Below are 25,342 nucleotides of genomic sequence, written 5' to 3' on the forward strand. Positions count from 1 at the left end.
GCTGGCGGCGGATTGGGGCACATTGCGCAGCGGCTGTCGGCGGGATGCGTCATGCTCAAGGCGTCCAACGCGTTCAACCTTGGAGGGACCTCCTGAGCATCCACAAGTTTTCGTTGTCCTTCGCCCAGATCACATGCAGCCGCTGCGGGACTCCGCGGATCCGGGCGGTCGAATGCCCCGACTGCGGCGAGAGGCCGGCCCGCTGGGAGACTGACCCGGTTGGTCAGCGGCGTCGTGTCGTGGCCACGAGTCTCCTGGAGACGGTTGCCGGTGCCGTCGAGGCGCGTGGTGCGTCTGCTTCCGCCACTGACAAACAGTTGGAGGAGTCGCGCGAACTCGCCGAGTGGCTCACGAGCTTCTGGACCGGGCTTCACGCGGCGACCGACTCGGACTTTCAAAATTGCGACGCGCTTCTCGCATCCGGACGAAGCCTTGCGCGGCTGCGAGGGGATCTCGCTGGCCTAGATGCGACCCGACCCTTTGCACGCGGTGTCAGGGCGGCCCAAGATATGGCCGATGCTTGCCTGCGCATGGTGGAGCACTATGCAACGGCTCTGCTCGCCGGCACGCCGATCGAGGCGCAGGTGGCGGCCAGCCGTGCTCAAGACGCTCTTGACGAACTCGCCTCCTTGTGCGAGCGCTTGAATGATTGGCTAGCTCGCCAGCACGCCATGACGTCCGCGTCGTCAGTACAGGAAAGTCTTGGGCTCCTGATTGCTGAGTGCTTCAGCGCGACGGGTGCTGACTCCCTCGTGACCTTGGTGTCAAAGCTGCAACCGCGAGTGGCTGAGGTGGCTGGCGTGCAGGCCGGCCCGGACGCCGCGATCAGCTACGGCCTAAATGCGGCATTCGTCGATCTGTTCCTCTCTCCTGACGACTTCAACAAGAAGGTTCGCGAGGGGGTCGCACTTTTGCTCGCCGCCGACGAGCGCATCCGGCTGATGATGCGTGACTCCGACTTTCAGGCGGACGCTAGGCGCCTGCGCTTGGAGATCTTTGACAGCGGGGTCGCGTGTCAGGCCGCGATCGCGGCGGCTGCCCACCAGCGGCAATCCGCGAGGGCGGTGGTGGAACTTCATGCGACTCTCGTCGAGTCTGCAGGCCGGGTGCTGGCCATTCCTTTCCTGACGGCTGCCGGGCAGAAGAAGGCTCCATACGCCTCACTGCGCGGCGGGAACTCGACCGAGCACCTTCGCAAGGCACAGTCGAATCCCACGTCTCGCGACTTGTTTGATGGACTCGACGATCACCTAAGGACTGCCCACTCCCACAAGGCCATCACATACGAGGCCGAGCGCTTGACCACTGACCTGAGTTCGGGCCGGAGGGAATACTCATACACCGATCTCATCGACTCAACCTTCCATGCCGTCGAGTCCACCCTTGCTGGTCTCATGTCGATTCAGATCGTCTGCTCAGCAAAGGGCTGGGCGGAACCGGATGACACAGGGCTAGACGCGTTGGGCTTCTCGCCAACGGAAACCGCTGAGCTTGTACTTACATCCTTCGGTATTCGTTACGACTCGGTTCGCGTCGCTGACGGCACGTTGGAGGTCGATCTACCTGGTGACATCCGTGGCTTCACCGTTGCCATTGGGGCGTTGTTGCCGTCATTGCCGCCTGGATCGTTTGCGACGATCCGGGTGGCGCCTCTGAATGGGGCTATCTGGAGTTGCCCGATCGAGCCCTATGCCCTCTTCCGTGAAACCTCAGACGACTTTGCCAAACAGATCGCGCTCATGCGCGTCCAGTGGTCTTGGCGGTCAGAAGAAGGCGCCCCATGGCTTCCCGAGCGAGCGTTCCGAAAGTGGACAGCGACTCAGTTGGTCGAGGCCATTGATCTCGACACCCTTGAAAAGTTCCGTCGTTTCCGACTGCTTCGCAAGCTTGCGAATGAGGTCGAAGATCAAGAGGCAGAGAACCTCGTGCGCGGTTACGTGAGGTTCGCACGACTCCAGTTGGCCGACCAGCCCGCGGGCCAGAGCGAACGACAGACCTTGCAAACCGTCATCTCTTGGTCGACGTCACCCGTGGACGTCGATCTCATCTGAGCATCCTGGTGGTGCCCCATTCTGGGCGGTGTGTCGCGCTCAGCTACGGACGCGGACCGCGAGCCAGCACTTAGCCGTCGAACGCTTCGACCAACTCAGCTGGGGCGGCGGCGAGCCAGGCGTCGACCAGTAGGTCGCGGAGGTCGCCTGGGTCGATGACGCTGAGCTCGATGAGCACTGCGGGGTAGTTGTTGAAGTGCTCGATGGTGAAGACGCCGTCGATGCCGGCGGCGAGGACGCCTTCCTTTTCGTGCAGGTCGGCGGTGTTGACCGCGAGGATCGGCTGGGCGGGTGGGGTCTGGTCGCCGAAGCGCTTGATGTCGGCCTTGCTGAACGGGCGCAGCCAGGCGATGCTCTTGCCGCGTACGGACCAGGTCGGGTGTCCGTGGTGCTCGCCCTCGGTGGCCTCGGGCAGCTCGGCGATGATCCGGGCGAGGTCTTCGAGCGTTGCCATCCTTGGAGCGTAACTCCGGTGCCACCGGTTCGGGCGAGATCGACCGAGCCCGTCGGTAAGGTCGGTTCGGTGACGTCCATGATCGACTCGGTCGTGTCCCGGCTGCTGCGGACCCGGGCGGTCGTACGTGCTCCGATCTGGCTCTATCGCCACAACGGCGGCTGGCTCTTCGGGTCCCGGATGCTGATGCTCGAGCATGTCGGCCGCCGATCGGGGGTCTCGCGGTACGTGTGCCTCGAGGTCGTCGAGCGGCCGAGCGCGGATGAGATCGTGGTGGTGAGCGGCTTCGGCGAGGGTGCGCAGTGGTACCAGAACCTCCTGGCCGAGCCCTCGTGTCGCGTCAGCATCGGGGCGCGCGCCGGCGTCACGGCGCGGGCACGGTTCCTCTCCGAGGAGGAGTCCGCTGCTGCGCTGGGTCGTTATCAGCAGGCACACCCGAAGGCCTGGCAGCGGCTGCGCGGTGCGATCGAGGCGGCGGTCGGTCATGAGGTCGAAGGACTGCCGATGGTGAACCTGAAGCTCGTAGGAGGCTGAGATGCGTCGCAGGTGGCTGTGGCTGTTGAAGAACTCGCTCAACCGGGTGACGACCCGGGTCGCTCGCTCGGGGCACGGGCCGTTCTCGCTCGTGCGGCATGTGGGACGGAAGTCGGGGAAGACGTACGAGACGCCGATCATGGTCGCGCGGGTGCCGGAGGGGTTCATCGCGGAGCTGACGTACGGCGAGGACGTCAACTGGTATCGCAACATCGTCGCCGCCGGTGGCTGTGAGCTGCTGGTCGACGGCCAGTGGCATCAGGTGTCCGCGATCGAGCCCTATCCGTCCGAGGCCGGTCGCGACGCCTTCGGCTATCCGGCCAAGCTGGTGCTGCAGGTGCTGCAGCGGCACGAGTTCAGGCTGCTGCGTACGGCCTGATCATCGTGCGTCGGCCTCGTGGCTCGGCATCGCAGGCCGACCGGCGACCGACGGGGCTCGTTCGAGTCGTGCGGCTTCGGGGGTGGTCCCGGTCCAGGTCTTGAACGCCCGGTAGAAGGAGTTGGTGTCGGCGTATCCGAGCAGGTAGGCGATCTCGGAGGTGCGGAGGTTGTCTTGGCGGAGGTAGTGGCGAGCCAGGTCGTGGCGGGTGTCGGCCAAGACGGTCTGGAAGGTGGTCCCTTCGTCGCGGAGCTGGCGTTGAAGCGTCCGCGAGCTCACGGCCAGCTCGCCGGTGACGGCTGCGATGGAGGGGTCGCCACCGGGGAGGGTCTCCAGCAGCGCCGCGCGCACGCGGTCGGCTACGGATGCGGTCGCCTGGAGGTCGAAGAGCCGGCGTCGCAGGTCGGGTGCGAAGACCCGCCACATCTGGTCGTTCTCGGTCAGGAACGGACGCTTGGCGTCGAGCGCGGTGAAGCTGATGGAGAACGTCTCGCTGGTGAGGATGCGAGTGCAGAGGTGGGATCGCAGCGCCTCGGTGCGCGGCACCCAGGTCGGCGCCGTGACGACGACCGGTCGGACGGCCTCGCGAGTCCCGATCCGAGCCAGTGCCACCCAGAAGACGAGCTCGGCGGTCGCCAGGAGCGGCGGTACGTCCTCGCCCGGGGGCCAGCGATAGGTGATGGTGAGTCGTCCGGCGTCGTCGGAGTCGACGTCGATGCGCAGCGGCCCGATGAGCGGCTTGTGTGTGGCGAGGCGGGTCGCGGCGGTGGCCAGGTCGGGGCTGCACAGCGCGGCGAAGATGGGTGGGGCGAACATCTCCACCGAGATGGCGTTGCCGATCTCGACCGCCAGGTCTGCCCGTCCTGCGGCCGCTGCTTCGGCGTCGATCGCCTTCCAGAAGCGGTAGTACTCCGCGACGCTCAGCTCGATGGGCCGTTGGGCGAACAGGTCCGCGGGCAGCTCCGCCCGGCGCAGCACCCGCGACACCGGGATGTCGAGGTCGCGCAGCAGCGCCTTGATGCTGGGTTCGAGATCGAAGCGTGTGCCTGCCACGAGGTCAGTCTACGAACGACCGAGGCGAGCCGGCTTGCCTGTGGTGCCACATCACCTGCAATTCGCGCCAGGCCGCCGGTGGCGGGAACTGCAGGTGGAACGGCGCCTTCGGCTAGAGGATCGGCGCGGCTTCGTCCCTAGCGTTGAGGGTGTCCAGGATCCGCAATCCTCTGCCGATCAACAGCATCCGAAGGGACCACCATGACCGCCACCACCAAGGTCGCCCTCGTCACCGGAGCATCCTCCGGCATCGGCGAGGCCACCGCACTCGAGCTCGCCGAGGCGGGCTACACCGTCTACGCCGCAGCACGCCGCGTCGAACGCATGGAGCACCTCAAGAGCTTCGGCATCCGCCCGATCAGCATGGACGTCACCGACGACCCCTCCCTGATCGCCGGCGTCGGGCGGATCATCGACGAGACCGGTCGCATCGACGTCCTGGTCAACAACGCCGGCTACGGCTCCTACGGCGCCCTCGAAGACGTACCGATCGAGGAGGCCCGCTACCAGTTCGAGGTCAACGTCTTCGGTGCCGCCCGACTGACCCAGCTCGTCCTTCCGCACATGCGTGGCCAGCGTTCGGGCAAGATCGTCAACATCACCTCGATGGGCGGCAAGGTCCACACCCCGCTCGGTGCTTGGTACCACGCCACCAAGTTCGCGCTGGAGGCCATCAGCGACTGCCTCCGAGTGGAGGTCAAGCCCTTCGGCATCGACGTCATCATCATCGAGCCCGGCGGTATCAAGACCGAGTGGGCAGGCATCGCCGCCGACAAGGTCCGCGCCGTGTCCTCCGAAGGCCCGTATGCACCCCAGGGCAACGCCGTTGCCAACTCGCTGTCCTCGGAGTCGACCCAGAGGCGATCATCGCCACCCGAGCTGATCGGACGCACCATCCGCAAGGCCGTGGCCGCCCGCAAGCCCAAGACCCGGTACGCCGTCGGCTTCGGTGCCAAGCCGATCATCTTCATGCACGACGTCCTCCCCGACCGCACCTACGACGCGATGATGCGCCGAGTCACCGGCGTACCGTCGAGCTAGCGCTCGCAGGGTTGGGTCGACAGGCAGCTGAGGCGGTCCGGCCAAGTTGGTGCTGCATATGCTGCAGCAGCGGCATGAGTTCAGGTTGCTGCGTACGGCTTGATCATGTGCCGGCACTAGGCTCATTCGGGTGTCCAGCATGGTGATGAGAGCCAGCAGCGAGGCGCGTCGTCTCGTGGCGCCACTCGGGCGCCGCTGGTCGCATGTGCAGGCGGTGGCCGCGGCGGCTGATGGCGTCGCAGCGAAGACAGGCTTGGACGCCGAGACACTGGTTGCTGCGGCGTGGCTCCATGACATCGGCTATGCCGAGGAGCTGCGTGAGACAGGCTTCCATCCCGTTGATGGCGCCCGCTTTCTGAGGCGCATGGGTTGGGACGAGGAAGTCGTACGTCTGGTGGCGCACCACTCATGCAGCAGTTTCGAGGCTGGGCTGCGCGGGTTGAGCGACGCGCTCGGCGAGTTCCCACGCCCGTCTCCCGAGCTCGAGGACGCGTTGTGCTTCTGCGACATGACGACGGGTCCGGGAGGTGAGCGCGTGACGGTGACGGATCGCCTTGCCGAGATCCAGGCCCGCTATGGGTCAGCCGATGTCGTCGGCCGTTTCGTGGATGCCGCGCGTGGCGAGCTCATCGAGACAGTGCGTCGGGTCGAGGACCGTCTTGTGAGCGCTGGGTGATCAGGGGTTGGGGTCCACGTGTGGGTCACTGTGGCTGAGGGCCCAGTCGATCCGTACGCGCTGGCTCCGGTCCATCTGGAGGCTCGGGACGATCTCGGGGGAGACCCATTCGACGTGGGTGCTCTCCGCTGAAGGAGTGGGTTCGCCGGCGAGGTAGCGGCCGGTGTAGATGATGGTGAACTCCTGACGGACCTCGCCGTCAGAGGTGTACTCGATGCGATGGCGCGGGTCCGTCCAGATCCCGACCAGGCCCGTCACCTCGATGCTGATGCCGGTCTCCTCGAGCGTCTCGCGGACCGCACACGCCGTCAGAGACTCACCCGGGTCCATCGCCCCGCCCGGCATCGACCAGTTGCCGTTGTCGTCACGGCGGATCAACAGGATGCGGCCGAGGTCGTCGCGTACGAACGCGCCGGCGCTCGGTTTGACGCTGTTGACCTCGGGAGCGGAGGGGTCGTCGTACCAGTCGATTCGTCGGCCCATGCGACTCAGCCTATGGGGGCGGGTGGCCGGCCTGTCTCCCAGACACGGTCGAAGGCCTTCTCGTAGTAGCCGAACAGTCCGCCGCTTCCGACCCGCTCGTAGTGGAACACCGGCGAGTCCTTGGCGCCGATGCCATGGGTGTGCGGATTGACGAGCATGTCGTCGTCGAACCGGTAGATCGAGGCGTACAAAGGCACGTCATGGACCCGCACCTCGACGCCGGGAAGCGCGCGTACGTCACGGAGGTAGTCCAGTGTCGAGGCCGCACGAGCGGGGAGGGTCGGAAGGCCCTCTGCCACGCCCCGGCGCCGGACCTCTTCGGAGTCGGGGTCGCCGAGCAGGATCCGGACCAGGCCGTCGCCGGCGGCCATTCGCCTGATCTCGCGCGGCATCCCGAAGGCCTCGACCACGAAACCGCCGGAATAGACCAGCACATCGAGTCGGCGGCTGACGCGTGAGGACATCGTCCGCCACACGTCGCCGGGGATGCTGTCTCGTGTTGGCCACACGGTGACCAGCTCCGAGGACGTCGCGGCGGTCGTGCCCGGACCCATCCGGAGGCTCGGCCACAGGTAGGTCTCGTCGTGACCCAGCGCAGTCGCGACGCGAGCGCGGGTGCCGCGATGCGGTACGCGGTCCTGGGTGAGCCAACGCTCCACGCTCTTCGGATCCACGCCGACGGCAGCGGCCAACCCCGTCGTGGTCATGTCGTGCGCGGTGAGCGCGGAGTGGAGCCTGTGATTCGGCATGCCTTCAACGTAGCGGACAAACGTCCCCATATGTCCCTTGTGGGAGGTGCAAACGTCCCGGGTTTCGAGGCGATGGTGGTTGAAGTCCCCGGCGCGCCGGACCGCACACGGCGCCGGAGCGCTGGGGACTTCCAGTCCGAGACGACTCCCTGCGGAGGGACCCGATGAGCACGTACGCGCCTGCAGGCGCCGCCCGCCCGGGCCGGCCTCGAGTGGTCCCGCGCGCGGTGAGCGCGGCCGCTCCGCGCGACGAGATCCTTCACGCGGCGGCGGAGCTCTTCGTCGGCCGTGGGTTCGCGGCGACCTCGACGCGGGACATCGCGGAGAAGGTGGGGATCCGGCAGGCGTCGCTCTACTACCACTTCGAGGGCAAGCCCGGGATCCTCGCCGAGCTCCTCGAGCTCTCGGTGCGGCCGAGCCTGGAGAAGGTCGAGGAGATCGAGCTGGAGTGTCCGGCCGATGTCCCGGAGACGGCGCTCTACCTTCTCGCGTTGATCGACGCGGACACCCTAGCGACGGTGCCGCACAACATCGGCAGGCTCTGCCGGATGCCCGATGTCAGGAGCAGCGAGGTCTTCGGGGAGTTCGAGCCTGCGCTTCGTGAGCTGGTCGCCGCGTACGGTCGGCTGGGTGCCGCGGTCGTCAGCGACACGGTTGCCGCGACGGTGGGCGTGGACCAGCTGGGTGGGCTGCTGGTCCAGGCGGTCGAGGTGGTGATCCGGATCCGGTCCCGTGGCGACGAGGTCGCCGGTGGCTACCGGCAGGCGATCGCGGAGACCTGCCTGCGGATCTGCGGCGTGGCGGAGGAGGGGATCGTTCGCGCGGCGGCCGCGGCCGAGGGGATCAGGGGTTGGGGTCGAGGTGGGGGAAGTTGCGGTTGAGGGCCCAGTCGATCCGTACGCGCTGGCTGCGGTCCATCTGCAGGCTGGGGACGATCGTGGGATAGACCCACTCGGCGTGGGTGTTCTCGGCCGAGGGAGTCGGCTCGCCGGCGAGATAGCGGCCGGCGTAGATGATGGAGCACTCCTGGCGTACCTCGCCGTTGGTGGTGTTCTCGATGCGGTGGCGCGGGTCGGTCCAAATCCCGACCAGGCCGATCACCTCGATGGTGATGCCGGTCTCCTCGAGGGTCTCGCGGACCGCGGCCGCCGTCAGCGACTCGCCGGGCTCCATCGCCCCGCCGGGCATCGTCCAGTTGCCGGTGTCGTTGCGGCGGATCAGCAGGATCCGGCCCGGGTCGTCGAGCACGAAGGCGCCGGCGCTGGGTCGGATGCTGTTCACCTCGGGGGCCGAGGGATCGTTGTGCCAGTCGACTCGCTGGCCCATGTTGCCCGGCCTGGGGGCGCGCGGACGTGGCGGTTGTACAGACGCGTCTGATGTCGGCCGAGATCCCACGGCGCCGAGCATAGCCGAATCTGCCGAGGTCAGGCGCAGAGAAGCAGCGCCGCGCCGGCCACCAGTTCGATCCAGAAGTAGAACCAGATGGGATAGAAGCGTACGGCCGTGTCGAACAGGCGCGAGACGAGTCGGCCGCCGGCCATCCCGATGAGGGCGAGGCCGACGGTGGTCACGGCGCCGGCCCGGACGTCGCCGAGGTCGAGAGCGGCGGCGCCGAGCACGGCGGCCATGGCGATGCCGAACCCGCCGTAGACCGCGCGGACCTCCGAGCGGGACTCGGGCGACCGGGCCGAGAGGCCGAACGGGGCGACGAGGGCGCCCGGGGTGATCAGGGCGTACGTCCCCATGGCGAGGAAGAAGACGCCGATGACGGCGACGGTCAGGCTGGCCACGGTGCTCACCGTGGGATCATGACGCGCATGGCGACCGAGCCGCTTCCGGATTCGTGCTGCGACGACGCGCGACCGACGGTGTGGCTCTGGTCGGGACATGCGGCCTATCGGGGGCCGTCGCTGCGGCTGGGCACTCATTCCGGGTCGGTGACCTGCTTCGCGCTTGGCCTGGACGCTCCCTTCGTGCTGCGCTCGGGTCCGGGAGTGACACGGTCGGCGCGAAGTGCGCTGATCCCGGCGCGTACGTCCCATCAGATCGTCGCGGGGGAGGAGCAGTCGATGCTGTTCTTCTATGCCGACCCGGGCGCAGCCGGGACGACCCACCTGCTCGGTCAGATGGCCGACCGGACGAGCACGATCGCGTATGACCATCGCGAGGAGGCGGCGCTGGTCGCTGACTGGCGGCAGGGGCCGGTCACGGATCCGGAGATGCTGCGACGACGGCTGCTCGATGCCGGTGAGGCGAACCCGACCGACGAGCGGATCCGCGTCGCCCTGCGGCTTCTCCGTGAACGGCCCGGTGAGCGGGGGATCGCGGCGGAGATGGCCGCCGCGGTCAACCTGTCCCAGTCCCGCTTCCTGCACCTCTTCTCGGCCCACGCCGGGACGAGCTTTCGCCGCTACCGCCTCTGGGCCAGGATGCGGTACGCCGCAGCCGCCGTCAGTCAGGGCGCGGATCTGTCGACGGCCGCCAGCGATGCGGGCTTCGCCTCACCGAGCCATTTCAGCGACACCTTCCGAGCGATGTTCGGACTCACCGCCACGCAGCTGATCTCTCGCCAACTCCGCATCGTGGTGATGGGGCCGCAGTGATCGTTGCGAGCACGTCGCGCCCCTGCGGGTGACGCGGACGGCCGCCGCCTAGCCGTCCGGAGACAGCGGCGCCAGGATGCTTTCGATCTGGTCGTGGCCGGCTTCGGGGCCGACCTCGTCCCGCCGTCCGGCCCGGGACCAGCCCAGCGGCGTACTGTCGAATCTGGTGTCGCGGCGGGTGGGGTCGGCACCGTGCTCGATGAGATACCCGACTCCGTCGGCCCGTCCGTAGTATGCCGCTGCATGTAGAGCGCTCGACCCGTCCCGGTCCAGTCCCTCGATCGGTGTGTCTGCCGCCAGCAGCTGGTCGATGACGCCCAGGTGGCCGCGTTCCGCGGCGATGCGTAGCGCCGCAACCCGATCGGCTTCGGGCGTCGCCGGCGTCAGACGCCCCGCCACCGAGCCGGTTGCCGCCGCGTGAACAAGATCGTCGGCTCCGGCCGCGATGAGCACGTCCGCAACGTCGGTCATCCCGAACACCACCGCGTGACGCAGTGCGGTGCCGTTCGGCACTCCTCCCGCGTGGGGCGACGCGGTTCCCGTCAGGCTGGCCCCGCCCTCGACCAGCACCTTGGCGACCTCGACGTTGCCGTAGCTCGCGGCGGTCATCAGCGGAGTCTCGGGGTCTCCAGGTGCGCCGTCGACCGGCGCGCCCGCGCGCAGGAGCTCTCGCGCGAGCGGTCCGGTGCCCTCGACGACTCGCCACGCACTGCGCATGGTGTCGAAAGGCATGGCCGCCAGGTAGCTCAACGGCGATATCCCGAGCGGGTGATCACACCAGCCCCGCATGTTCAGGATGGCCAGGTCGGGATGAGCGGTGAGGAGCTCGCGCAGGCGAACGGCGTCGACGGCATCGAGAACGTGGCGGCGCTCGACCTCCAGCTTGAGCCCTGCCCAGCTCTCGAAGCCGAACTCGCGAGCGAGTGTCAGCTGTGCAGCGCTCAGGATCAATCGATCCGAGGCAGTGCCGATCCGGGTGAGCGCCGCAGCTTCGCCACGCTTCGCGGCACGGAGAAGGTCCTTGGCCTGCCGGCGGAGCTGCTCGAGGTCGGCGGGCGGAACAAGTACGGACACGACGGCTCCTCATCGGCCGGCAGGCCCACGATGCCGGACAAGGAGATCGTCAGCACTTCACGCAATCTGAGATCACGAGGTGGACTCAGTCCTGTCCGCGGGCCCGGCTGCGCCCTCGCGCGCGCCTGCCAATCTAGCAGGAGGTCTGTTGGGCTATGGCATCCCGTGAGCCTGGGGAGGGCTGTCCGAACCAGGCTCGGACAGCCCCAGGTTCGCCGGAGGGATCGGCAACATGATGCGCGTCAGGCCGGTGCATCCTCGTCCACCGGGTCGACGCCGGTCGGCAGCGTCTCGACGTACTCCTCGGTCGGTCCGAAGTCGGGGTCCGGGTGGACCTCGACGTACGTCGCGGAGGTGGTGAGGTCGAGGACGGCGACCTGGTTGGCGCCGGTGTGCCACAGAGGAGCGGGGGCGTAGAGCCGTCGCTGGGGCCCGCGACTCCACAGCCTGCCGAGGAAGGTGCCGTTGAGCCAGACGAACCGGTCGCCGTCGCCGGGGACGGCGAGCCAGCCGTCTGCCGGCGCCTCGACGTCGATGGTGGCACGGGGGAGACCGTCGAGAGCGTCCCAGCGGTCGAGGGGCGCGAGGTGGTGGTCCCAGCCGTGGACGAGACGCCGGTCGACCTGGACGCCACCGAGGATCCCCTTGTGCTCGCCGAGCAGCGGGCCGTAGTTGACCCGGCCGAGCGCCTCGACGACGAGGGTCAGCTCGGCGACCGCGCCGAGGCCGGGAAGCGTCAGCACCGCGGGCTCGGCGTCGTCCCGCTCGAGGGTCCCGAGCGGATCCCCGTCCAGGAAGACGTACGCCCTGTCGTGCAGCCCCCGCACGGTGAGATGGACGTCGTGGCCGGGGAGCGTGACCGAGGCACGGTACGTCACCAGGCCGGTGTCGATGCCGAGTTCCTCGAAGCTCAGCGGCCTGGCTGCGCGCGTCGAAGGCCCGCGGTTCACCAAGGACAGCAGGTCGGCGCCCGGCGACACCGGCACCGAGGTGAACTCGTGACGTGCAGCGTCAGGCGGCAAGGCCGGGAGCGCGTCGACCGTGCGCCCGGTGGCGGGCGCCAGGATGTCGCGGTAGAGCCAGAACTTCTCCGAGACCCGGCCGTCCTCGCCGACCGGGGCGTCGGAGTCGTAGCTGGTGACCGTGGGCTGGAGGCGGCGGCCGTCGTGGTTGGCGCCGGCCCAGAGCCCGAAGTTGGTGCCGCCGTGCGCCATGTAGACGCTGACCGAGCCGCCGAGGTCGACGATCTCCCGCAGCGTCCCAGCCGCGCTGGAGGGGGAGCGCACGTGGTGGTTCTCGCCCCAGTGGTCGAACCAGCCGTTCCAGAACTCGGCGCACAGGAAGGGCTCGCCGGGCCGCCGCGACGTCAGCATCGACCGAGCCTCCTCGGCGCGACTCCCGAAGGTCGCCGCGGCGAGGGTGTCCTCGACCATGCCGGCGTCGAGCATGACCTCGGTCGGGCCGTCGGCGGTGTAGAGCAGCTCGGTGACGCCACGGTCGAGGAGACCTTGCCGGAGCCAGGCGAGGTGGGCGGCGTCGTCGCCGTAGGAGCCGTACTCGTTCTCCACCTGCACGGCCACGACCGGTCCGCCGTGGGCGGCCTGGAGCGGGACCAGGTGGAGGAGCAGGACGTCGAGCCAGCGCGCGACCACGTCCTGGTAGACCGGGTCGGTGCTGCGCGGCGCCCGGGTGCGGGCGGTCAGCCACGAGGGCAGCCCGCCGTTGGTCCACTCGGCGCAGATGTAGGGGCCGGGGCGCACGATCACGTCGAGCCCCAGGTCACCGGCGAGAGTGACGAAGCGGGCAAGGTCGCGAGGCCCGCTGAAGTCGGGGGACCCCTCGTCCTGCTGGTGGAAGTTCCAGGCGACGTAGGTGTCGACGGTGTTGAACCCGGTGGCGGCGACCCGGCGCAGCCGGTCCTCCCAGAGGTCCGGGTGGATGCGGAAGTAGTGGATCGACCCGGACAGGATCCGGTGGGGGACGCCGCGCTTCAGGAACTCGCCGTCGCGCCAGGTCAAGGTGGGGATCACCCGCCGAGGCTATGACAACTTTTGCGCATAACGTAGCCAATCCGCGCAAAACTCTGCATGATGGACGAACCTCAGGCCCACCCCCACCCTCGGGAGTCACGATGCCGCAGCGTTTCCCCACCGCCCTCCTCGCGTCCGTGACGGCCTTCGCCGGCGTGGTCGCCATCGCGCCCGAAAGTCACGCCGCCGCCGCGAGCGGCTTCACCCTGACCTCCTCCCAGCTGAGCGTCCAGGTCGCCGAGGACTTCCCGGCCGTGCTCGGCTACCGGCACACCGCCGGCGGCGAGATCGGTGGTGCCGCGACCCCGCCCACCTCCGTACGGATCAACGGCACCGCGCACACCGCGACCGTGACCGGCACCCAGGTCGACGCCGACACCGCGACCTACCGGCTGACCTTCGCCGACCTGCCCGGCGTCGAGCTCGACGCGAAGCTCGAGGTCGCCGGCGACGTCGTCACCTTCGCGGTCACCGAGGTGACCGACACCGCCGAGCACCGGGTCGGGACCCTCGACATCCCCGGGCACGACCTCCTCTCGGTCAGCTCCGACCAGGCCGGGGCGACCGTGAGCACCGCCGTCGTGAGCGCGGACCGCACCAAGAACGGCGACACCCACACCGAGGTGACCGCGGACCTGGCCACGACCGCGAATCCGGTCGGCTCGGCGTACGCCATCGTCGACACCGACCGGCTGGCCGCCGCCATCGAGACCAACTCGGTCTACGACCAGAGCGGCGGCGACGCGACCAACGAGCGCGGCCGGATCTGGCGCAGCGTGAGCGCCACCGAGAGCGGCCGCCGGGTCGGGCTGTGGAGCGGCCAGTGGACCTACCGGGCGACCGGCTCACCCTACACCGAGGAGCTCCCCTGGGCGAAGGTCACCATCACCCCCGACGCCAACGACGACCAGCGAGTCGACTGGCAGGACGGCGCGATCGCGCTGCGCGACATCCAGCGGCCGATGAACGGCGCGGAGGAGACTCCCGAGCGGGTCGTCACCCACATCCCGTTCAACTTCGCCAGCCAGGCGACGCATCCGTTCCTGCGTACGCTCGACGACGTCAAACGGGTCTCGCTGGCCACCGACGGGCTCGGGCAGCTGGCCGTGCTGAAGGGCTACGGCTCCGAGGGCCACGACTCCGCGCACCCCGACTACGGCGGCAACTACAACACCCGCGCCGGCGGGCTCGAGGACCTCAACACGCTCGCCCGCGAGGGTGAGAAGTGGGGCGCCGACTTCGGTGTCCACGTCAACGCGACCGAGGCCTACCCCGAGGCCAAGGCCTTCGACGAGACCCTCGTCGACAAGAGCAAGCCCGGCTGGGACTGGATCGACCAGTCCTACTACATCGACCAGCGCACCGACCTCGCGACCACCAACATCGTCGACCGCTTCGCCCAGCTGCGCCGCGAGACGCACCGCAACCTCGACTTCGTCTACATCGACGTCTACTACTCCTACGGCTGGCTCCAGGAGCGGCTCGCGCAGGAGCTGCGCGGACAGGGCTGGAACATCGGCACCGAGTGGTCCTACCACTTCGAGGAGGACGCGCTCTGGTCCCACTGGGCCAACGACGAGTCCTACGGCGGGGCCACCAACAAGGGCCTGAACAGCCAGCTGATCCGGTTCGTACGCAACGGGCAGAAAGACACCTGGAACCCGGACAAGCTCCTCGGGCACACCGAGATCGTCGAGTTCGAGGGCTGGACCGGCGAGAACGACGTCGACGCCTTCTACGACAACATCTGGCGGACGAACCTGCCGACGAAGTACCTGCAGAGGAACCCGATCCTGCGCTGGGGCCCGGACGAGGTCGTCCAGGACGGTGGCGTCCGCGTGGTCAACTCAGGGGAGACAGAGGCGACCCGGAAGATCTACCAGGACGGCGACCTCGTCCTCGACGGCGACGCCTACCTGCTCCCGTGGAAGGACGACGCGAAGCTCTACCACTACAACGCCGACGGCGGCCGGACCACCTGGAGCCTCACCGACGCGTGGAGCGAGGCCGGCCGGCTCAACGTCTACGAGCTCACCGAGCAGGGCCGCGCCGCGGCCGGCAGCGTGCCGGTCCGCAACGGCAAGGTCACCCTCGAGGCGGAGCCCGGGACGGCGTACGTCCTGACGAAGGCTCCCGGGAGGTCGGCCGACCCGCAGTGGGGTCAGGGCAGCCACGTCGCCGACCCCGGCTTCAACGCCGGCGACCTCGACGCCTGGCACCCGAGCGGCCCGGCCACCACCGGTCGGACCTCGACCGGTCAGCAGGTCGCCGTCCTGGGCGCCGGCGGTCGGGCCACGATCAGCCAGCGGCTGAACGGCCTGCGCAGCGGCCGCAACGCCCTGGGTGTCTGGGTGGAGGTCGAGCCCGGCCACAGCCGCGCGACCACGGTCACCGTCACCTCCGGCGGGAAGACCTACCGCAACCGTGTCGAGCGCTCGACCGCGAAGAACCTGGTGGCCGCCGACGAGCTGCACAGCACCTACTTCCAGCGCGTCGAGGTCCCCTTCGACGCCGGCCGCGACGGAACCGCGACCGTCAGGATCTCCGCGGAGGCAGGCGCCGGGAAGGTCCGGCTCGATGACGTACGCGTCGTCGCGGTCGAGCGCGACCTGCCGGCCGCGCCGGGGGCGAAGGTCATCGCCCAGGAGGACTTCGAAGAGGTCGTCCAGGGCTGGTCGCCCTTCGTCAAGGGCACCTCGGGCGGCGTCACCGACCCGCGCACCCACCTGGCCGAGCGGCACGAGCCCTACACGCAGAGCGGCTGGAACGGCAAGGCCACCGACGACGTGATCAGCGGCGACTGGTCGCTGAAGTCGCACGCCGAGAACGGCGGCCTCGTCTACCGCACCGTCCCGCAGACCGTACGTCTCGAGCCCGGCCACCGCTACCGGGTCTCCTTCGACCACCAGACCGAGCGGGCCGACGACTACGAGTGGGTGACCGGCTACGACTCGGTCGCGAGCGGTGAGCCGCGATCGGTCGAGGTCGGTGCCCGCGCGATCGGCCGGCAGGTCGAGACGGCCCGGTTCAGCGATGAGCTCGTGGCCGGCGGCTGTGGCGACTACTGGGTCGGTCTGCGGACCGCCGACGACGACGGCGCGAGCGGCGACATCAGCATCGACGACTTCACCGTCGAGGACCTCGGTGCGGCCGCCGACCTGCCGGCCTGTGCCACCCTCGCCGTCGATGCCGGCGAGGAGAAGCTGCTGCCGGGCGCGGCCAGCGAGGTCACCACCACCCTGACCAGCGACGAGGCGTCGGCGACCGGCGCGGGCGAGGTCGCCCTCGAGGTCCCCAACGGCTGGACCGCGGAGGCCGCCACCCCGGCGGCCTTCGACTCGCTCGCACCCGGGGAGAGCCACGCCGTGACCTGGACGGTCACACCGCCGGCCGACGCGGCCGAGTCGAGCTACCGGCTCACCGGCTCAGCGACGTACGACATCGGGGGCGAGACGCGCACGGTGACTCGCGCGGCCACGGTGCAGACCGCGCCGCCTCCGCCGACCGCGGACACCTACGCCAGCGATCTCGGCTGGATCTCGGCCACCAACGGCTGGGGACCGGTCGAGCGCGACACCAGCGTGGGGGAGAACGGCTCCGGCGACGGTGGCCCGATCACGCTCGCCGGCAAGGTCTACCCCAAGGGGCTGGGCGCGCACGCGGTCTCGAAGGTCCGCTACTACCTGGCCGGCAACTGCACCGCCTTCACTGCCGACGTGGGGGTCGACGACGCCCAGACCTCGCGGGGCTCGGTGACCTTCTCGGTCGTCGCCGACGGGCGGACGGTCGCCGAGACCGGCACCCTGGGGCCGGCCAGTGCCACCGCACAGGTCACCGCCGACGTCACCGGCGCCGACTACGTCGACCTCGTGGCCGGCGACGCCGGCGACGGGAACGGCAACGACCACGCCGACTGGGCCGACGCGAGGTTCCACTGCGGCGCCTGAGGCGCCGGAGATGCGTAGGCTGTCCGGGACCCAGGAAGGGGGCCCATGAGACAACAGCGACTCAACCAGCTGCTCGAGCTGATCAGCGAGCACGGGCACGTGTCGATCGCCGAGGTCGAGAGCGCGCTCGGTGTCTCGGCCGCGACCGCCCGCCGCGACATCGGGCACCTCGCCGACCAGCGGCTGGTCACCCGGACGCACGGCGGCGCGACCGCGCTCGGCTCGGCGTACGAGCTGCCCTTGCAGTACAAGATCGGCCGCCAGGCCGACGCCAAGCGGGCGATCGCGACCGCGGTGGCCGACCTGCTCGTCCCCGGCGAGACGGTCGCGCTCAACGGCGGCACGACCACCAGCGAGGTGGCGCGCGCGATCGGGCGCCATCCCGACCTGGCCGAGGACGAGAGCATCACCGTGGTCACCAACGCGCTCAACATCGCCTACGAGCTCTCGATCCGGCCCAACGTCAACATCGTGGTGACCGGCGGGGCCGCTCGCACCCAGTCCTACGAGCTGGTCGGTCCGCTGAGCGAGGGAGTGCTGTCGAAGATCCACATCGACACCGCGATCCTCGGCGTCGACGGCATCAGCACCCGGGCCGGGCTGACCACGATCCACCCGGCCGAGGCGAAGGTCAGCGCCGACTTCATCGCGGCCGCGCAGCGCACCATCGTCGTCGCCGACAGCACCAAGCTCGAGCACCCGACCTTCGCGCGCATCGGCGACCTCGACGGCGTCTCGATGCTCGTCACCGACCGGGCGGTGCCGGAGGCGCTCGCGAAGGCGCTGGCCGAGCACGAGACGGAAGTCATCGTCACAACTGATCGATAATGATCGCTTTGGCTGCTTTGTTGACAGAAACGCGCAATGCGTTGGATGATTCGGGTCCAGCCGGCAACACATCGGAGGGTGACCCGACGCCATGACCGCATCTGCACCGACGACGCATCTCGCCGCCGAGATCGCGACGCAGCCCGCCAACTGGATGGCTGCCAGGAGCACCGCCGAACGAGCTGCCGATGCCCTGCCGAAGCCGGGGGAGAAGGTCGCGGTCATCGGCTGCGGAACCTCGCTCTACATGGCGCAGGCCTACGCCGCGCTGCGCGAGGAGCAGGGCCACGGCGTCACCGACGCCTGGACGCCGACGGAGGCCCGGATCGGCCGGGGCTACGACCGGTTGCTCGCGATCACCCGGTCCGGCACGACGACCGAGGTCGTCGACCTGCTCGCCCGGGTCGGTGGCCGGATCCCGGCGACGGTGATCTCGTCCTCGCCCGGCACTCCGGCTCTCGAGCTGGCCGAGCCGATCCTGGTGCCCGAGATCGACGAGAGGTCGGTGGTCCAGACCCGCTTCGCGACCACCACGCTCGCCATGCTGCGCTGGCACCTCGGTGAGGACCTGAGCCTGGCCGCCGAGCAGGCCCAGCAGATCATCGACGCCGGCGAGGGCGGGTTCGGTCCGGCGCTGACCGCCGAGCAGCTCACCTTCGTCGGCCGCGGCTGGACCAACGGCGTGGCGCAGGAGGCCGCGCTCAAGCTCCGGGAGTCCGCGCAGGTGTGGACCGAGTCCTACCCGATGATGGAATACCGCCACGGCCCGCTCTCGATCAGTGCTCCGGGCCGGGTCGTGTGGGCCTTCGGCGACCTGGTCCCGGGCTTCGCCGAGGACGTCGCGGTCACCGGCGCCGACCTCGTGCACCACGGGGTCGACCCGCTCGCCGAGCTGGTGCGGGTGCAGCTGCTCTGCGTGGAGCGGGCCCGGCGGGCCGGGCTCGACCCCGACGCGCCGCGCAACCTCACGCGCTCGATCATCCTCGACCCGGCCGCTCCTCCGTCTGCGTGATGCGATCTCTTGCCCTTGCGTTCGACGTCGGCGGCACCTCGGTGCGGGGGGCCGTGGTGGGGGCCGCCGACGTGGTGATGGCCGAGTCGCGGGTGGCGACCCGGACCGGTCCGGCCGTCCTCGACGACATCGCGCGGATGGGCGAGGAGCTGCTCGCCGGGCTGAGCCCCGCGGCTCGGGCGGAGGTGGCCGGGGTCGGCGTCGCCTTCCCCGGTCTCGTCGACACCGAAGCAGGCATCTCCCGCAGGGCGGTCAACCTCGGTCTCGTCGACACCCTCGTCGCGGCCCCTCTCGGTGAACGCCTGGGCCTGCCGGTCACGGTCGTGCACGACACGGCCGCCGCAGCCGCCGCGATCTGGGCGGACGCCGGCTCGCCGGCCTCCGCGTTCGTCGCCGTGCTCGGGACGGGTGTCGCCGGGGTGACGTACGTCGGGGGGACGGCGGTCCTCGGGGTCTCCGGGCAGGCCGGCGAGCTCGGCCACCTGGTGGTCGACCCGGCCGGGCCGCGGTGCGGCTGCGGGCTGCGCGGTTGCGTGGAGGCGTACGCGGGTGGGCGCGCGATGCTGGAGAGGTACGCCGCGCTGGGTGGCGACACCACGATCTCCGGCGTCGCCGACCTGGTCGCACGCACTGAGCACGACCGCCTCGCCGCCCAGGTGTGGTCCGAGGCGATCACCGCTCTCGCCGACGGTTTCCTCGCCGTGGGAGCGCTGCTCGCGCCCGGCGAGATCATCCTCGGCGGTGGCGTCGCCGAGGCGGAGGAAGCGCTGCTCGCCCCGCTGCGGACCCGGATGGGTGAGCGTGCCGGCGTGACGGCGGTCCCGCCCGTACGCCTCTCCACGCTCGGAGGCCGTGCCGGCCTGGTCGGTGCCGCCCGGCTGGCCCTGGATGCGGTGAGGACGAACCCGTGATCATCACCGTCACGCTCAACCCGGCGATCGACGTGACCTACCGGCTGCCCCGGCTGACCGTGGGCGAGGTCCACCGGGTCACCGAGGTCACCAGCCGGCTCGGCGGCAAGGGGGTCAACGTCGCCCGCGTGCTGCACCAGCTGGCCGAGCCGACCCACGCCGTCGGTCTCGCCGACGACGACTTCGCCGAAGCGCTCGCGCGTGAGCTGCCCTCGACCTTCCTGCCCGAGCTCGCCGAGGTACGCCGCACCGTGGTCGTCGCCGCCGACGAGTCGACGACCTCGCTGTGGGAGCCGGGACGGCAGGCCGCCCCCGGCGCCGACCTGCGGCTGCTCGACCTCCTCGAGGACTGGGTCATGGACGCCACGGCTCTCACCGTCTCCGGCAGCCTGGCGCCCGGAGTGCCCACCGACCTTCCGGCACGGATCGCACGCCTCGCCGCGGCCGCCGGGGTCCCCGTGCTCCTCGATCTCGACGACGCGGCCCTCGCGGCCGCGGTCGGGACCGGCGCCGTCCTGACGCCCAACGAGGACGAGGCCGCACGCCTTCTCGGGTATGCGCCCGAGGACCCGGTCGCCGCGGTCACCGAGCTCGCCACCCGCCACGGGGGAGCGGTCGTGCTGACCCGGGGACGCCTCGGGCTGGTCGCATGTGCCGACGGCGTCTGCTGGGAGGTGAGCCCGCCCGCCGGGATCGCCGGGAACCCGACCGGCGCCGGGGACGCCACCGCCGCAGGGATCGCTCGCGGCCTGGCCCACGGCAGGCCGTGGCCGGAGATCCTCCGCGATGCCGCCGCGCTGGGTGCCGCCGCCGTGGCCACGCCGGTCGCCGGCGAGATCGACACCGAGACGTACGCCTCGGTCCTGGCCGGTCTCGGCGTCGCACGGATCGACCACAAGGAGCCCTGACATGCCCCTGGCACCGATGTCGCTGCTGCTCGACAACGCCCGCGGGACCGGAGGCGGGCTGGGCGCGATGAACGTCATCCAGCTCGAGCTGGCCGAGGCGATCGTCGCCGGCGCCGAGCAGGCCGGCCGTCCGGTGGTCCTGCAGATCTCGGAGAACACCGCCGACTACCGCGGCAGCCTGGCGCCGTTGCTGGGAGCCACCCTCGCGATCGCGGAGCGCGCCACGGTGCCGGTCTGCGTACATCTCGATCACGCGACCCGGGTCGAGCTCGTCGAGGAGGCCGTCGAGCTGGGGTGTCCCTCGGTGATGTTCGACGCCTCCAGGCTCGACTACGACTCGAACGTGGCGGCCACCGCGAAGATCGCGGCCTGGTGCCACGAGCGCGGCGTCTCCGTCGAGTCCGAGCTCGGCGAGGTCGGCGGCAAGGACGGGGTGCACGCCCCGGGGGTCCGCACCCAGCCGGCCGAGGCGGCGGAGTACGTCGAGGTCACCGGAGTCGATGCGCTCGCGGTCGCGGTCGGCTCCTCGCACGCGATGACGACGCGCACGGCCAGCCTCGACAACGAGCTCATCACCCGGCTCGCGGCCGCCGTCGAGGTGCCGCTCGTGCTGCACGGCTCCTCGGGGGTCCCGGACGAGGGGATCGTCGCCGCCGTCCGTGCCGGGATGACCAAGGTCAACATCGCCACCCACCTCAACGCGACCTTCACCCGGGCCGTCCGTGCGGCGCTCGCGGACGAGGGGAAGGTCGATCCGCGCAAGTACCTCGGCGTGGGCCGCGACGCGGTCGCGGGCGAGGCCGCGCGCCTGCTCGCCCTGATCGGTGGACCGAGGGTGGACCGCGCGGTGTGACCCACGCTACAGTCGCCCTCGACTTCGATTGATTCTGACTAATTAGGGCGTGATGCGATCATGTTCAATCAATCATTCCGACAGTTTCTGGTCGCGGGAGTCGCGTTGGCGGCAGGCCTGGTCGCGCTCAGCCCGGTGAGCTCCGTGGCGGCCGAGGCGAGCAGCGAGCTCGGCGACGTCACCGGCTTCGAGCGCGACGGCGACAGCTACACCTTCACGTCCGGCGAGGCCGCGCTGCGCGTGACCTTCGAGGACGCCGACATGGTGCGCGTCCGCCTGGCTCCGAACGGTGAGTTCGACGACCCCGCCAACGACGACCCCACCGAGCCCGGTGCTCCCGACGCCGACATCGTCGTCAAGCGCGACTACCCCGGCGGGCGCTCGTCGGTGAAGGAGACCGACGCGGCGTACGTCATCAGCACCGCGGCGGCCGTGCTCACCGTGACCAAGCGGCCGATCACCCTGCGCCTCACCGATCCTGACGGGCGGGTGCTGATGGCGGAGGCCTCGCCGCTGACCTGGGACGCGCAGGGCACCGCCCAGCACCTGGAGCGCGGCGCCGAGGAGCAGTTCTTCGGCGGCGGCATGCAGAACGGCCGGTTCAGCCACCGCGGCCAGACGATCAAGATCTCGCGTGACTTCAACTGGAACGACGGCGGCAACCCGAACGCCGTGCCGTTCTACGTCTCCTCCCGCGGCTACGGCGTGCTGCGCAACACCTTCGCGCCCGGCAGCTACGACTTCGGTGCGCCGACCACGACCACCCACGACGAGCAGCGCTTCGACGCCTACTACTTCGTCGGTGACGCCAAGGGCGTCATCGACTCCTACACCGAGCTGACCGGCCGGCCGGTCGCGGTGCCGATGTACGCACTGGAGGTCGGCGACGCCGACTGCTACCTCCACAACGCCAACCGCGGTGAGCGCGAGACCCTGCGTGACTCGACCGCGATCGCCGAGGGCTACGCCGAGCACGACCTGCCGCTGGGCTGGATGCTGGTCAACGACGGCTACGGCTGCGGCTACGAGGACCTGGCCGAGACCGGCGACATGCTCGACGACCACGGTGCCGAGCTGGGCCTGTGGACCGAGGACGACCTCACCGAGCAGGAGAGCGAGGTCAAGGCCGGTGTACGCGTCCGCAAGACCGACGTCGCCTGGGTCGGCCCGGGCTACCGCTTCGCGCTCGACGCCTGCGAGCAGGCCCGCGACGGCATCGAGACCCACAGCACCGACCGCTCGACCGTCCTCACCGTCGAGGGCTGGGCCGGCACCCAGCGCTGCGCCGCGGTATGGAGCGGCGACCAGTCCGGGAGCTGGGACTACATCCGCTGGCAGATCCCGACGTACGCCGGGTCCACCATGTCCGGCCAGCACCTCGCCACCGGCGACGTCGACGGCATCTTCGGCGGCAGCGCCGAGACGTACGTCCGCGACATGCAGTGGAAGATGTTCCTGCCGATGACCTACCTGATGAGCGGGTGGGCGGCCTCCGACAAGCAGCCGTGGCGCTACGGCGAGCCCTTCACCTCGATCAACCGGAAGTACCTGAAGCTGCACGAGCGGCTGCTGCCCTACTTCTACACGCACACGATGCGGGCCAACCGCAACGGCGTGGGAGCCGTCAAGCCGCTCTACCTCAACTACCCCGAGGACCCGAAGACCTGGGGCGACGCGGTGAAGTACGAGTTCCTCGCCGGTGACGACTTCCTGGTCGCGCCGGTCTACGAGGACGCCACGACGCGCGACGGGATCTACCTCCCCGAGGGCACCTGGGTCGACTACTGGAGCGGCCGGGTCCACCAGGGACCGACCACGATCGACGGCTACAAGGCTCCGCTGGACACGCTCCCGCTCTTCGTCCGCGCCGGTGCGGTCGTCCCGCAGTTCCCCGAGGGCACCCTCGACTGGCAGCAGGGCAAGAAGTCGGGCCGCCTCGACCTGGACATCTACCCGCAGGGGTCCTCCTCGTTCGTGAACTACGAGGACGACGGACGCAGCCAGGCGCACGCCTCCGGCGAGTCCGCCACCCAGGAGTTCGAGGTCGACGCCCCCGAGCAGGGCCGCGGGCGCGTCGTGGTGCGGCTGGGCGAGGTCGACGGCACGTACGCCGGCAAGCCCGCCTCGCGGGAGTACGGGCTCGCTGTGCATGCCGATGCCGAGCCGGGAAGCGTGGTCCTGGGCGGTAGGGAGCTGCCGCAGCGTGGCTCGAATGCGGCGCTGGAAGACGCAGCGACCGGATGGTTCCACGACTCGGCGACGGGCGTCACGCACGTGAAGACCGGGAAGCTGTCCACGTCGTCCGCTGCTGTGGTCGTGTTGAACGGCTCGTCGGCTGTCGGTGGCAGCCACCCGGGCGACCGCAACGTGAGCCTCGACGGCACCACCCCCGCGATCGCGGTCGCCGGTGAGGCCGCCGAGGTCAAGGCCACCTTCACCAACGACACCGACTCCCGCGTGCAGCTCACGTCGATCACCGCCACCGCGCCCCAGGGCTGGGAGGTACGCACCACCTCTGCAGCGACCGGTGGGCTCGCGCCGGGTGCCTCCCGGACCGCGACCTTCGGCGTCACGCCGCCGGCGGATGCCGAACCCGGCCGGGTGAAGATCGAGGTGGGCGCGACGTACGTGACCCACGACCGGACGTACGCAGTGTCCGACTCGGTCACCACGACGGTTGCTCATCCGGACCTGGCTTCGGCGTTCGACAACGTCGGCGTCACCAGGGCCGAGGATCCGGGTCCGGGCGACATCGACGGTGGAGGCAGCAGCTTCCTTGCCGGCAAGCTCGCCGAGAAGGGAGTCACGCCCGGGGCGACGGTGAGCGCGAACGGCTTCGACTTCACCTGGCCGTCTTCGGCGCCCGGAACCCAGGACAACGTGGCCTCCGGCGGCCAGACCATCCGGGTCAGCGGCCGCGGCAATGCGCTGGCGTTCCTGGGGACCGGCACCAGCCTGTCGGCATCGGGGAAAGCCACGGTGCACTACACCGACGGCACCTCCTCCACGGGGACGCTGGGCTTCCCCAACTGGTGCTGTGCGGCCACGGACAGCTACGGCGCCAAGGTGGCCGTCACGACGCTGGGCAAGAACACGCCGAGCGGCCCGGCCTATCCGACGGTCTCCTACCGGCTGTTCACCAAGACGCTGCGTACCGATCCGGCCAAGGAGATCGCGGCGGTCACGCTGCCCGCCAACGCCGCGGTGCACGTGTTCGCGATGACCGTCGGTGAGGAGGAGGTCGTGCCGCCGGCCCTGGCGGACGGCCAGTACTCGCTCGGGAACGCCGCGTCCGGGCTCGCGCTCGACGCCGCAGGTGAGGCCACCGACGGTCAGCTGACCACCTCGGCGGTCGGGGCGGCGGCGTCGCAGAAGTGGGTGGTGACCCGGAACGAAGACGACGGCAGCTACCAGCTGAAGAACGCCGGCACCGGTCTGTGCGCCGACGTCGCCTACAGCTCGACGACGAGCGGCGACCCGGTCGTGGAGTACACCTGCACCGGCACACCCAACCAGCGCTGGGTGATCGCGGCCGACGGTGCGGCCCTGAAGATCTCGGCCAAGCACAGCGGCCTCAGCCTCACGGTCGACGCCGACGGGTCGGTGATCCAGCAGACCGACAGCGCGAACACCTCACAGCGCTGGCGCGCCACGCCGAACTAGGCGATCGGCGGCCCCCTCGGCCGCTACGACAGTGGGCCTCACCTTGTGAATCGCTTCACGAGGTGAGGCCCACTGCCGTAGGCGCCGGGGATG

Annotated in this window: 22 protein-coding genes; 14 read left to right on the forward strand and 8 right to left on the reverse strand. The window is 69.9% G+C overall.

Annotated elements, in window-relative coordinates:
- The first annotated feature begins 239 nt into the window (after positions 1–239).
- Positions 240–2,051 carry a hypothetical protein gene (locus ACZ6WN_RS16810; protein WP_465866091.1) on the forward strand — a complete coding sequence of 604 codons (1,812 nt, stop codon included), beginning with the start codon at positions 240–242 and terminating at the stop codon, positions 2,049–2,051.
- A gap of 70 nt (positions 2,052–2,121) precedes the next feature.
- Here the strand turns inward: ACZ6WN_RS16810 and ACZ6WN_RS16815 are convergent, their stop codons facing one another.
- Positions 2,122–2,505, reverse strand: a complete 384-nt coding sequence (locus ACZ6WN_RS16815) for an MmcQ/YjbR family DNA-binding protein (protein WP_465866093.1) — start codon at positions 2,503–2,505, stop codon at positions 2,122–2,124.
- A gap of 78 nt (positions 2,506–2,583) precedes the next feature.
- On the opposite strand from ACZ6WN_RS16815, the gene ACZ6WN_RS16820 reads away from it, so the two are divergent.
- Both ACZ6WN_RS16820 and ACZ6WN_RS16825 read left to right on the forward strand, forming a co-directional pair.
- Positions 2,584–3,039 (forward strand): nitroreductase family deazaflavin-dependent oxidoreductase, encoded by a 456-nt coding sequence (locus tag ACZ6WN_RS16820; RefSeq protein WP_465866606.1) that lies wholly within the window; start codon positions 2,584–2,586, stop codon positions 3,037–3,039.
- 1 nt (position 3,040) lies between these two features.
- On the forward strand, positions 3,041–3,418 hold the full coding sequence (locus ACZ6WN_RS16825; protein WP_465866095.1) for a nitroreductase family deazaflavin-dependent oxidoreductase: 378 nt from the start codon (positions 3,041–3,043) through the stop codon (positions 3,416–3,418).
- On the opposite strand, the gene ACZ6WN_RS16830 is transcribed toward ACZ6WN_RS16825, so the two are convergent.
- Positions 3,419–4,471: a helix-turn-helix domain-containing protein gene (locus ACZ6WN_RS16830; RefSeq protein ID WP_465866097.1), complete on the reverse strand. Its 1,053-nt coding sequence runs from the start codon at positions 4,469–4,471 to the stop codon at positions 3,419–3,421.
- Between the two features lie 201 nt (positions 4,472–4,672).
- Here ACZ6WN_RS16830 and ACZ6WN_RS16835 point away from each other — a divergent pair, with 201 nt between their 5' ends.
- Together ACZ6WN_RS16835 and ACZ6WN_RS16840 are read left to right on the forward strand one after the other, a co-directional pair.
- Complete coding sequence (locus tag ACZ6WN_RS16835; protein ID WP_465866098.1) at positions 4,673–5,512, forward strand: oxidoreductase; 840 nt, start codon at positions 4,673–4,675, stop codon at positions 5,510–5,512.
- Positions 5,513–5,651: 139 nt separating this feature from the next.
- Entirely contained in the window at positions 5,652–6,188 is a 537-nt protein-coding gene (locus tag ACZ6WN_RS16840; RefSeq protein ID WP_465866607.1) for an HDIG domain-containing metalloprotein, read from the forward strand.
- On the opposite strand, the gene ACZ6WN_RS16845 is transcribed toward ACZ6WN_RS16840, so the two are convergent.
- Positions 6,189–6,671 (reverse strand): NUDIX hydrolase, encoded by a 483-nt coding sequence (locus ACZ6WN_RS16845; protein WP_465866099.1) that lies wholly within the window; start codon positions 6,669–6,671, stop codon positions 6,189–6,191.
- Between the two features lie 5 nt (positions 6,672–6,676).
- Positions 6,677–7,420, reverse strand: a complete 744-nt coding sequence (locus tag ACZ6WN_RS16850; protein WP_465866101.1) for a hypothetical protein — start codon at positions 7,418–7,420, stop codon at positions 6,677–6,679.
- 164 nt (positions 7,421–7,584) lie between these two features.
- Here ACZ6WN_RS16850 and ACZ6WN_RS16855 point away from each other — a divergent pair, with 164 nt between their 5' ends.
- Positions 7,585–8,301 (forward strand): TetR/AcrR family transcriptional regulator, encoded by a 717-nt coding sequence (locus ACZ6WN_RS16855; protein ID WP_465866103.1) that lies wholly within the window; start codon positions 7,585–7,587, stop codon positions 8,299–8,301.
- On the opposite strand, the gene ACZ6WN_RS16860 is transcribed toward ACZ6WN_RS16855, so the two are convergent.
- On the reverse strand, positions 8,264–8,746 hold the full coding sequence (locus tag ACZ6WN_RS16860) for an NUDIX hydrolase (RefSeq protein WP_465866105.1): 483 nt from the start codon (positions 8,744–8,746) through the stop codon (positions 8,264–8,266). The two genes, ACZ6WN_RS16855 and ACZ6WN_RS16860, sit on opposite strands and share 38 nt — an antisense overlap.
- A 98-nt stretch (positions 8,747–8,844) precedes the next feature.
- The gene (locus tag ACZ6WN_RS16865) at positions 8,845–9,219 is read right to left on the reverse strand and encodes a DUF4345 family protein (RefSeq protein WP_465866107.1); all 375 of its coding nucleotides are present in this window, start codon (positions 9,217–9,219) and stop codon (positions 8,845–8,847) included.
- A gap of 9 nt (positions 9,220–9,228) precedes the next feature.
- Here ACZ6WN_RS16865 and ACZ6WN_RS16870 point away from each other — a divergent pair, with 9 nt between their 5' ends.
- Positions 9,229–10,023 carry a helix-turn-helix transcriptional regulator gene (locus ACZ6WN_RS16870; RefSeq protein ID WP_465866109.1) on the forward strand — a complete coding sequence of 265 codons (795 nt, stop codon included), beginning with the start codon at positions 9,229–9,231 and terminating at the stop codon, positions 10,021–10,023.
- A 48-nt stretch (positions 10,024–10,071) separates the two neighbouring features.
- On the opposite strand, the gene ACZ6WN_RS16875 is transcribed toward ACZ6WN_RS16870, so the two are convergent.
- Together ACZ6WN_RS16875 and ACZ6WN_RS16880 are read right to left on the reverse strand one after the other, a co-directional pair.
- Complete coding sequence (locus tag ACZ6WN_RS16875) at positions 10,072–11,097, reverse strand: ankyrin repeat domain-containing protein (RefSeq protein ID WP_465866110.1); 1,026 nt, start codon at positions 11,095–11,097, stop codon at positions 10,072–10,074.
- A gap of 242 nt (positions 11,098–11,339) precedes the next feature.
- Positions 11,340–13,127: a glycoside hydrolase family 35 protein gene (locus ACZ6WN_RS16880; protein ID WP_465866112.1), complete on the reverse strand. Its 1,788-nt coding sequence runs from the start codon at positions 13,125–13,127 to the stop codon at positions 11,340–11,342.
- A 101-nt stretch (positions 13,128–13,228) separates the two neighbouring features.
- Here ACZ6WN_RS16880 and ACZ6WN_RS16885 point away from each other — a divergent pair, with 101 nt between their 5' ends.
- The 7 genes from ACZ6WN_RS16885 to ACZ6WN_RS16915 all read left to right on the forward strand — a co-directional run bounded on the left by ACZ6WN_RS16885 (position 13,229) and on the right by ACZ6WN_RS16915 (position 25,249).
- Positions 13,229–17,074, forward strand: a complete 3,846-nt coding sequence (locus ACZ6WN_RS16885) for an endo-alpha-N-acetylgalactosaminidase family protein (RefSeq protein WP_465866113.1) — start codon at positions 13,229–13,231, stop codon at positions 17,072–17,074.
- Positions 17,075–17,119: 45 nt separating this feature from the next.
- A complete protein-coding gene (locus ACZ6WN_RS16890) occupies positions 17,120–17,902 on the forward strand; it encodes a DeoR/GlpR family DNA-binding transcription regulator (RefSeq protein WP_465866115.1) in 783 nt (260 codons plus the stop codon).
- 91 nt (positions 17,903–17,993) lie between these two features.
- On the forward strand, positions 17,994–18,914 hold the full coding sequence (locus ACZ6WN_RS16895) for an SIS domain-containing protein (RefSeq protein WP_465866116.1): 921 nt from the start codon (positions 17,994–17,996) through the stop codon (positions 18,912–18,914).
- The gene (locus tag ACZ6WN_RS16900) at positions 18,914–19,825 is read left to right on the forward strand and encodes an ROK family protein (protein ID WP_465866118.1); all 912 of its coding nucleotides are present in this window, start codon (positions 18,914–18,916) and stop codon (positions 19,823–19,825) included. Before ACZ6WN_RS16895 ends, ACZ6WN_RS16900 begins: the two co-directional genes overlap by 1 nt.
- Complete coding sequence (locus tag ACZ6WN_RS16905) at positions 19,822–20,733, forward strand: 1-phosphofructokinase family hexose kinase (RefSeq protein WP_465866119.1); 912 nt, start codon at positions 19,822–19,824, stop codon at positions 20,731–20,733. The genes ACZ6WN_RS16900 and ACZ6WN_RS16905 overlap by 4 nt, the downstream gene beginning before the upstream one ends.
- A gap of 1 nt (position 20,734) precedes the next feature.
- On the forward strand, positions 20,735–21,586 hold the full coding sequence (locus tag ACZ6WN_RS16910) for a class II fructose-bisphosphate aldolase (protein ID WP_465866121.1): 852 nt from the start codon (positions 20,735–20,737) through the stop codon (positions 21,584–21,586).
- A 105-nt stretch (positions 21,587–21,691) separates the two neighbouring features.
- Positions 21,692–25,249: a TIM-barrel domain-containing protein gene (locus ACZ6WN_RS16915; protein WP_465866122.1), complete on the forward strand. Its 3,558-nt coding sequence runs from the start codon at positions 21,692–21,694 to the stop codon at positions 25,247–25,249.
- Positions 25,250–25,342 lie beyond the last annotated feature (93 nt).

The sequence above is a fragment of the Nocardioides sp. NPDC054178 genome, assembly GCF_055585005.1.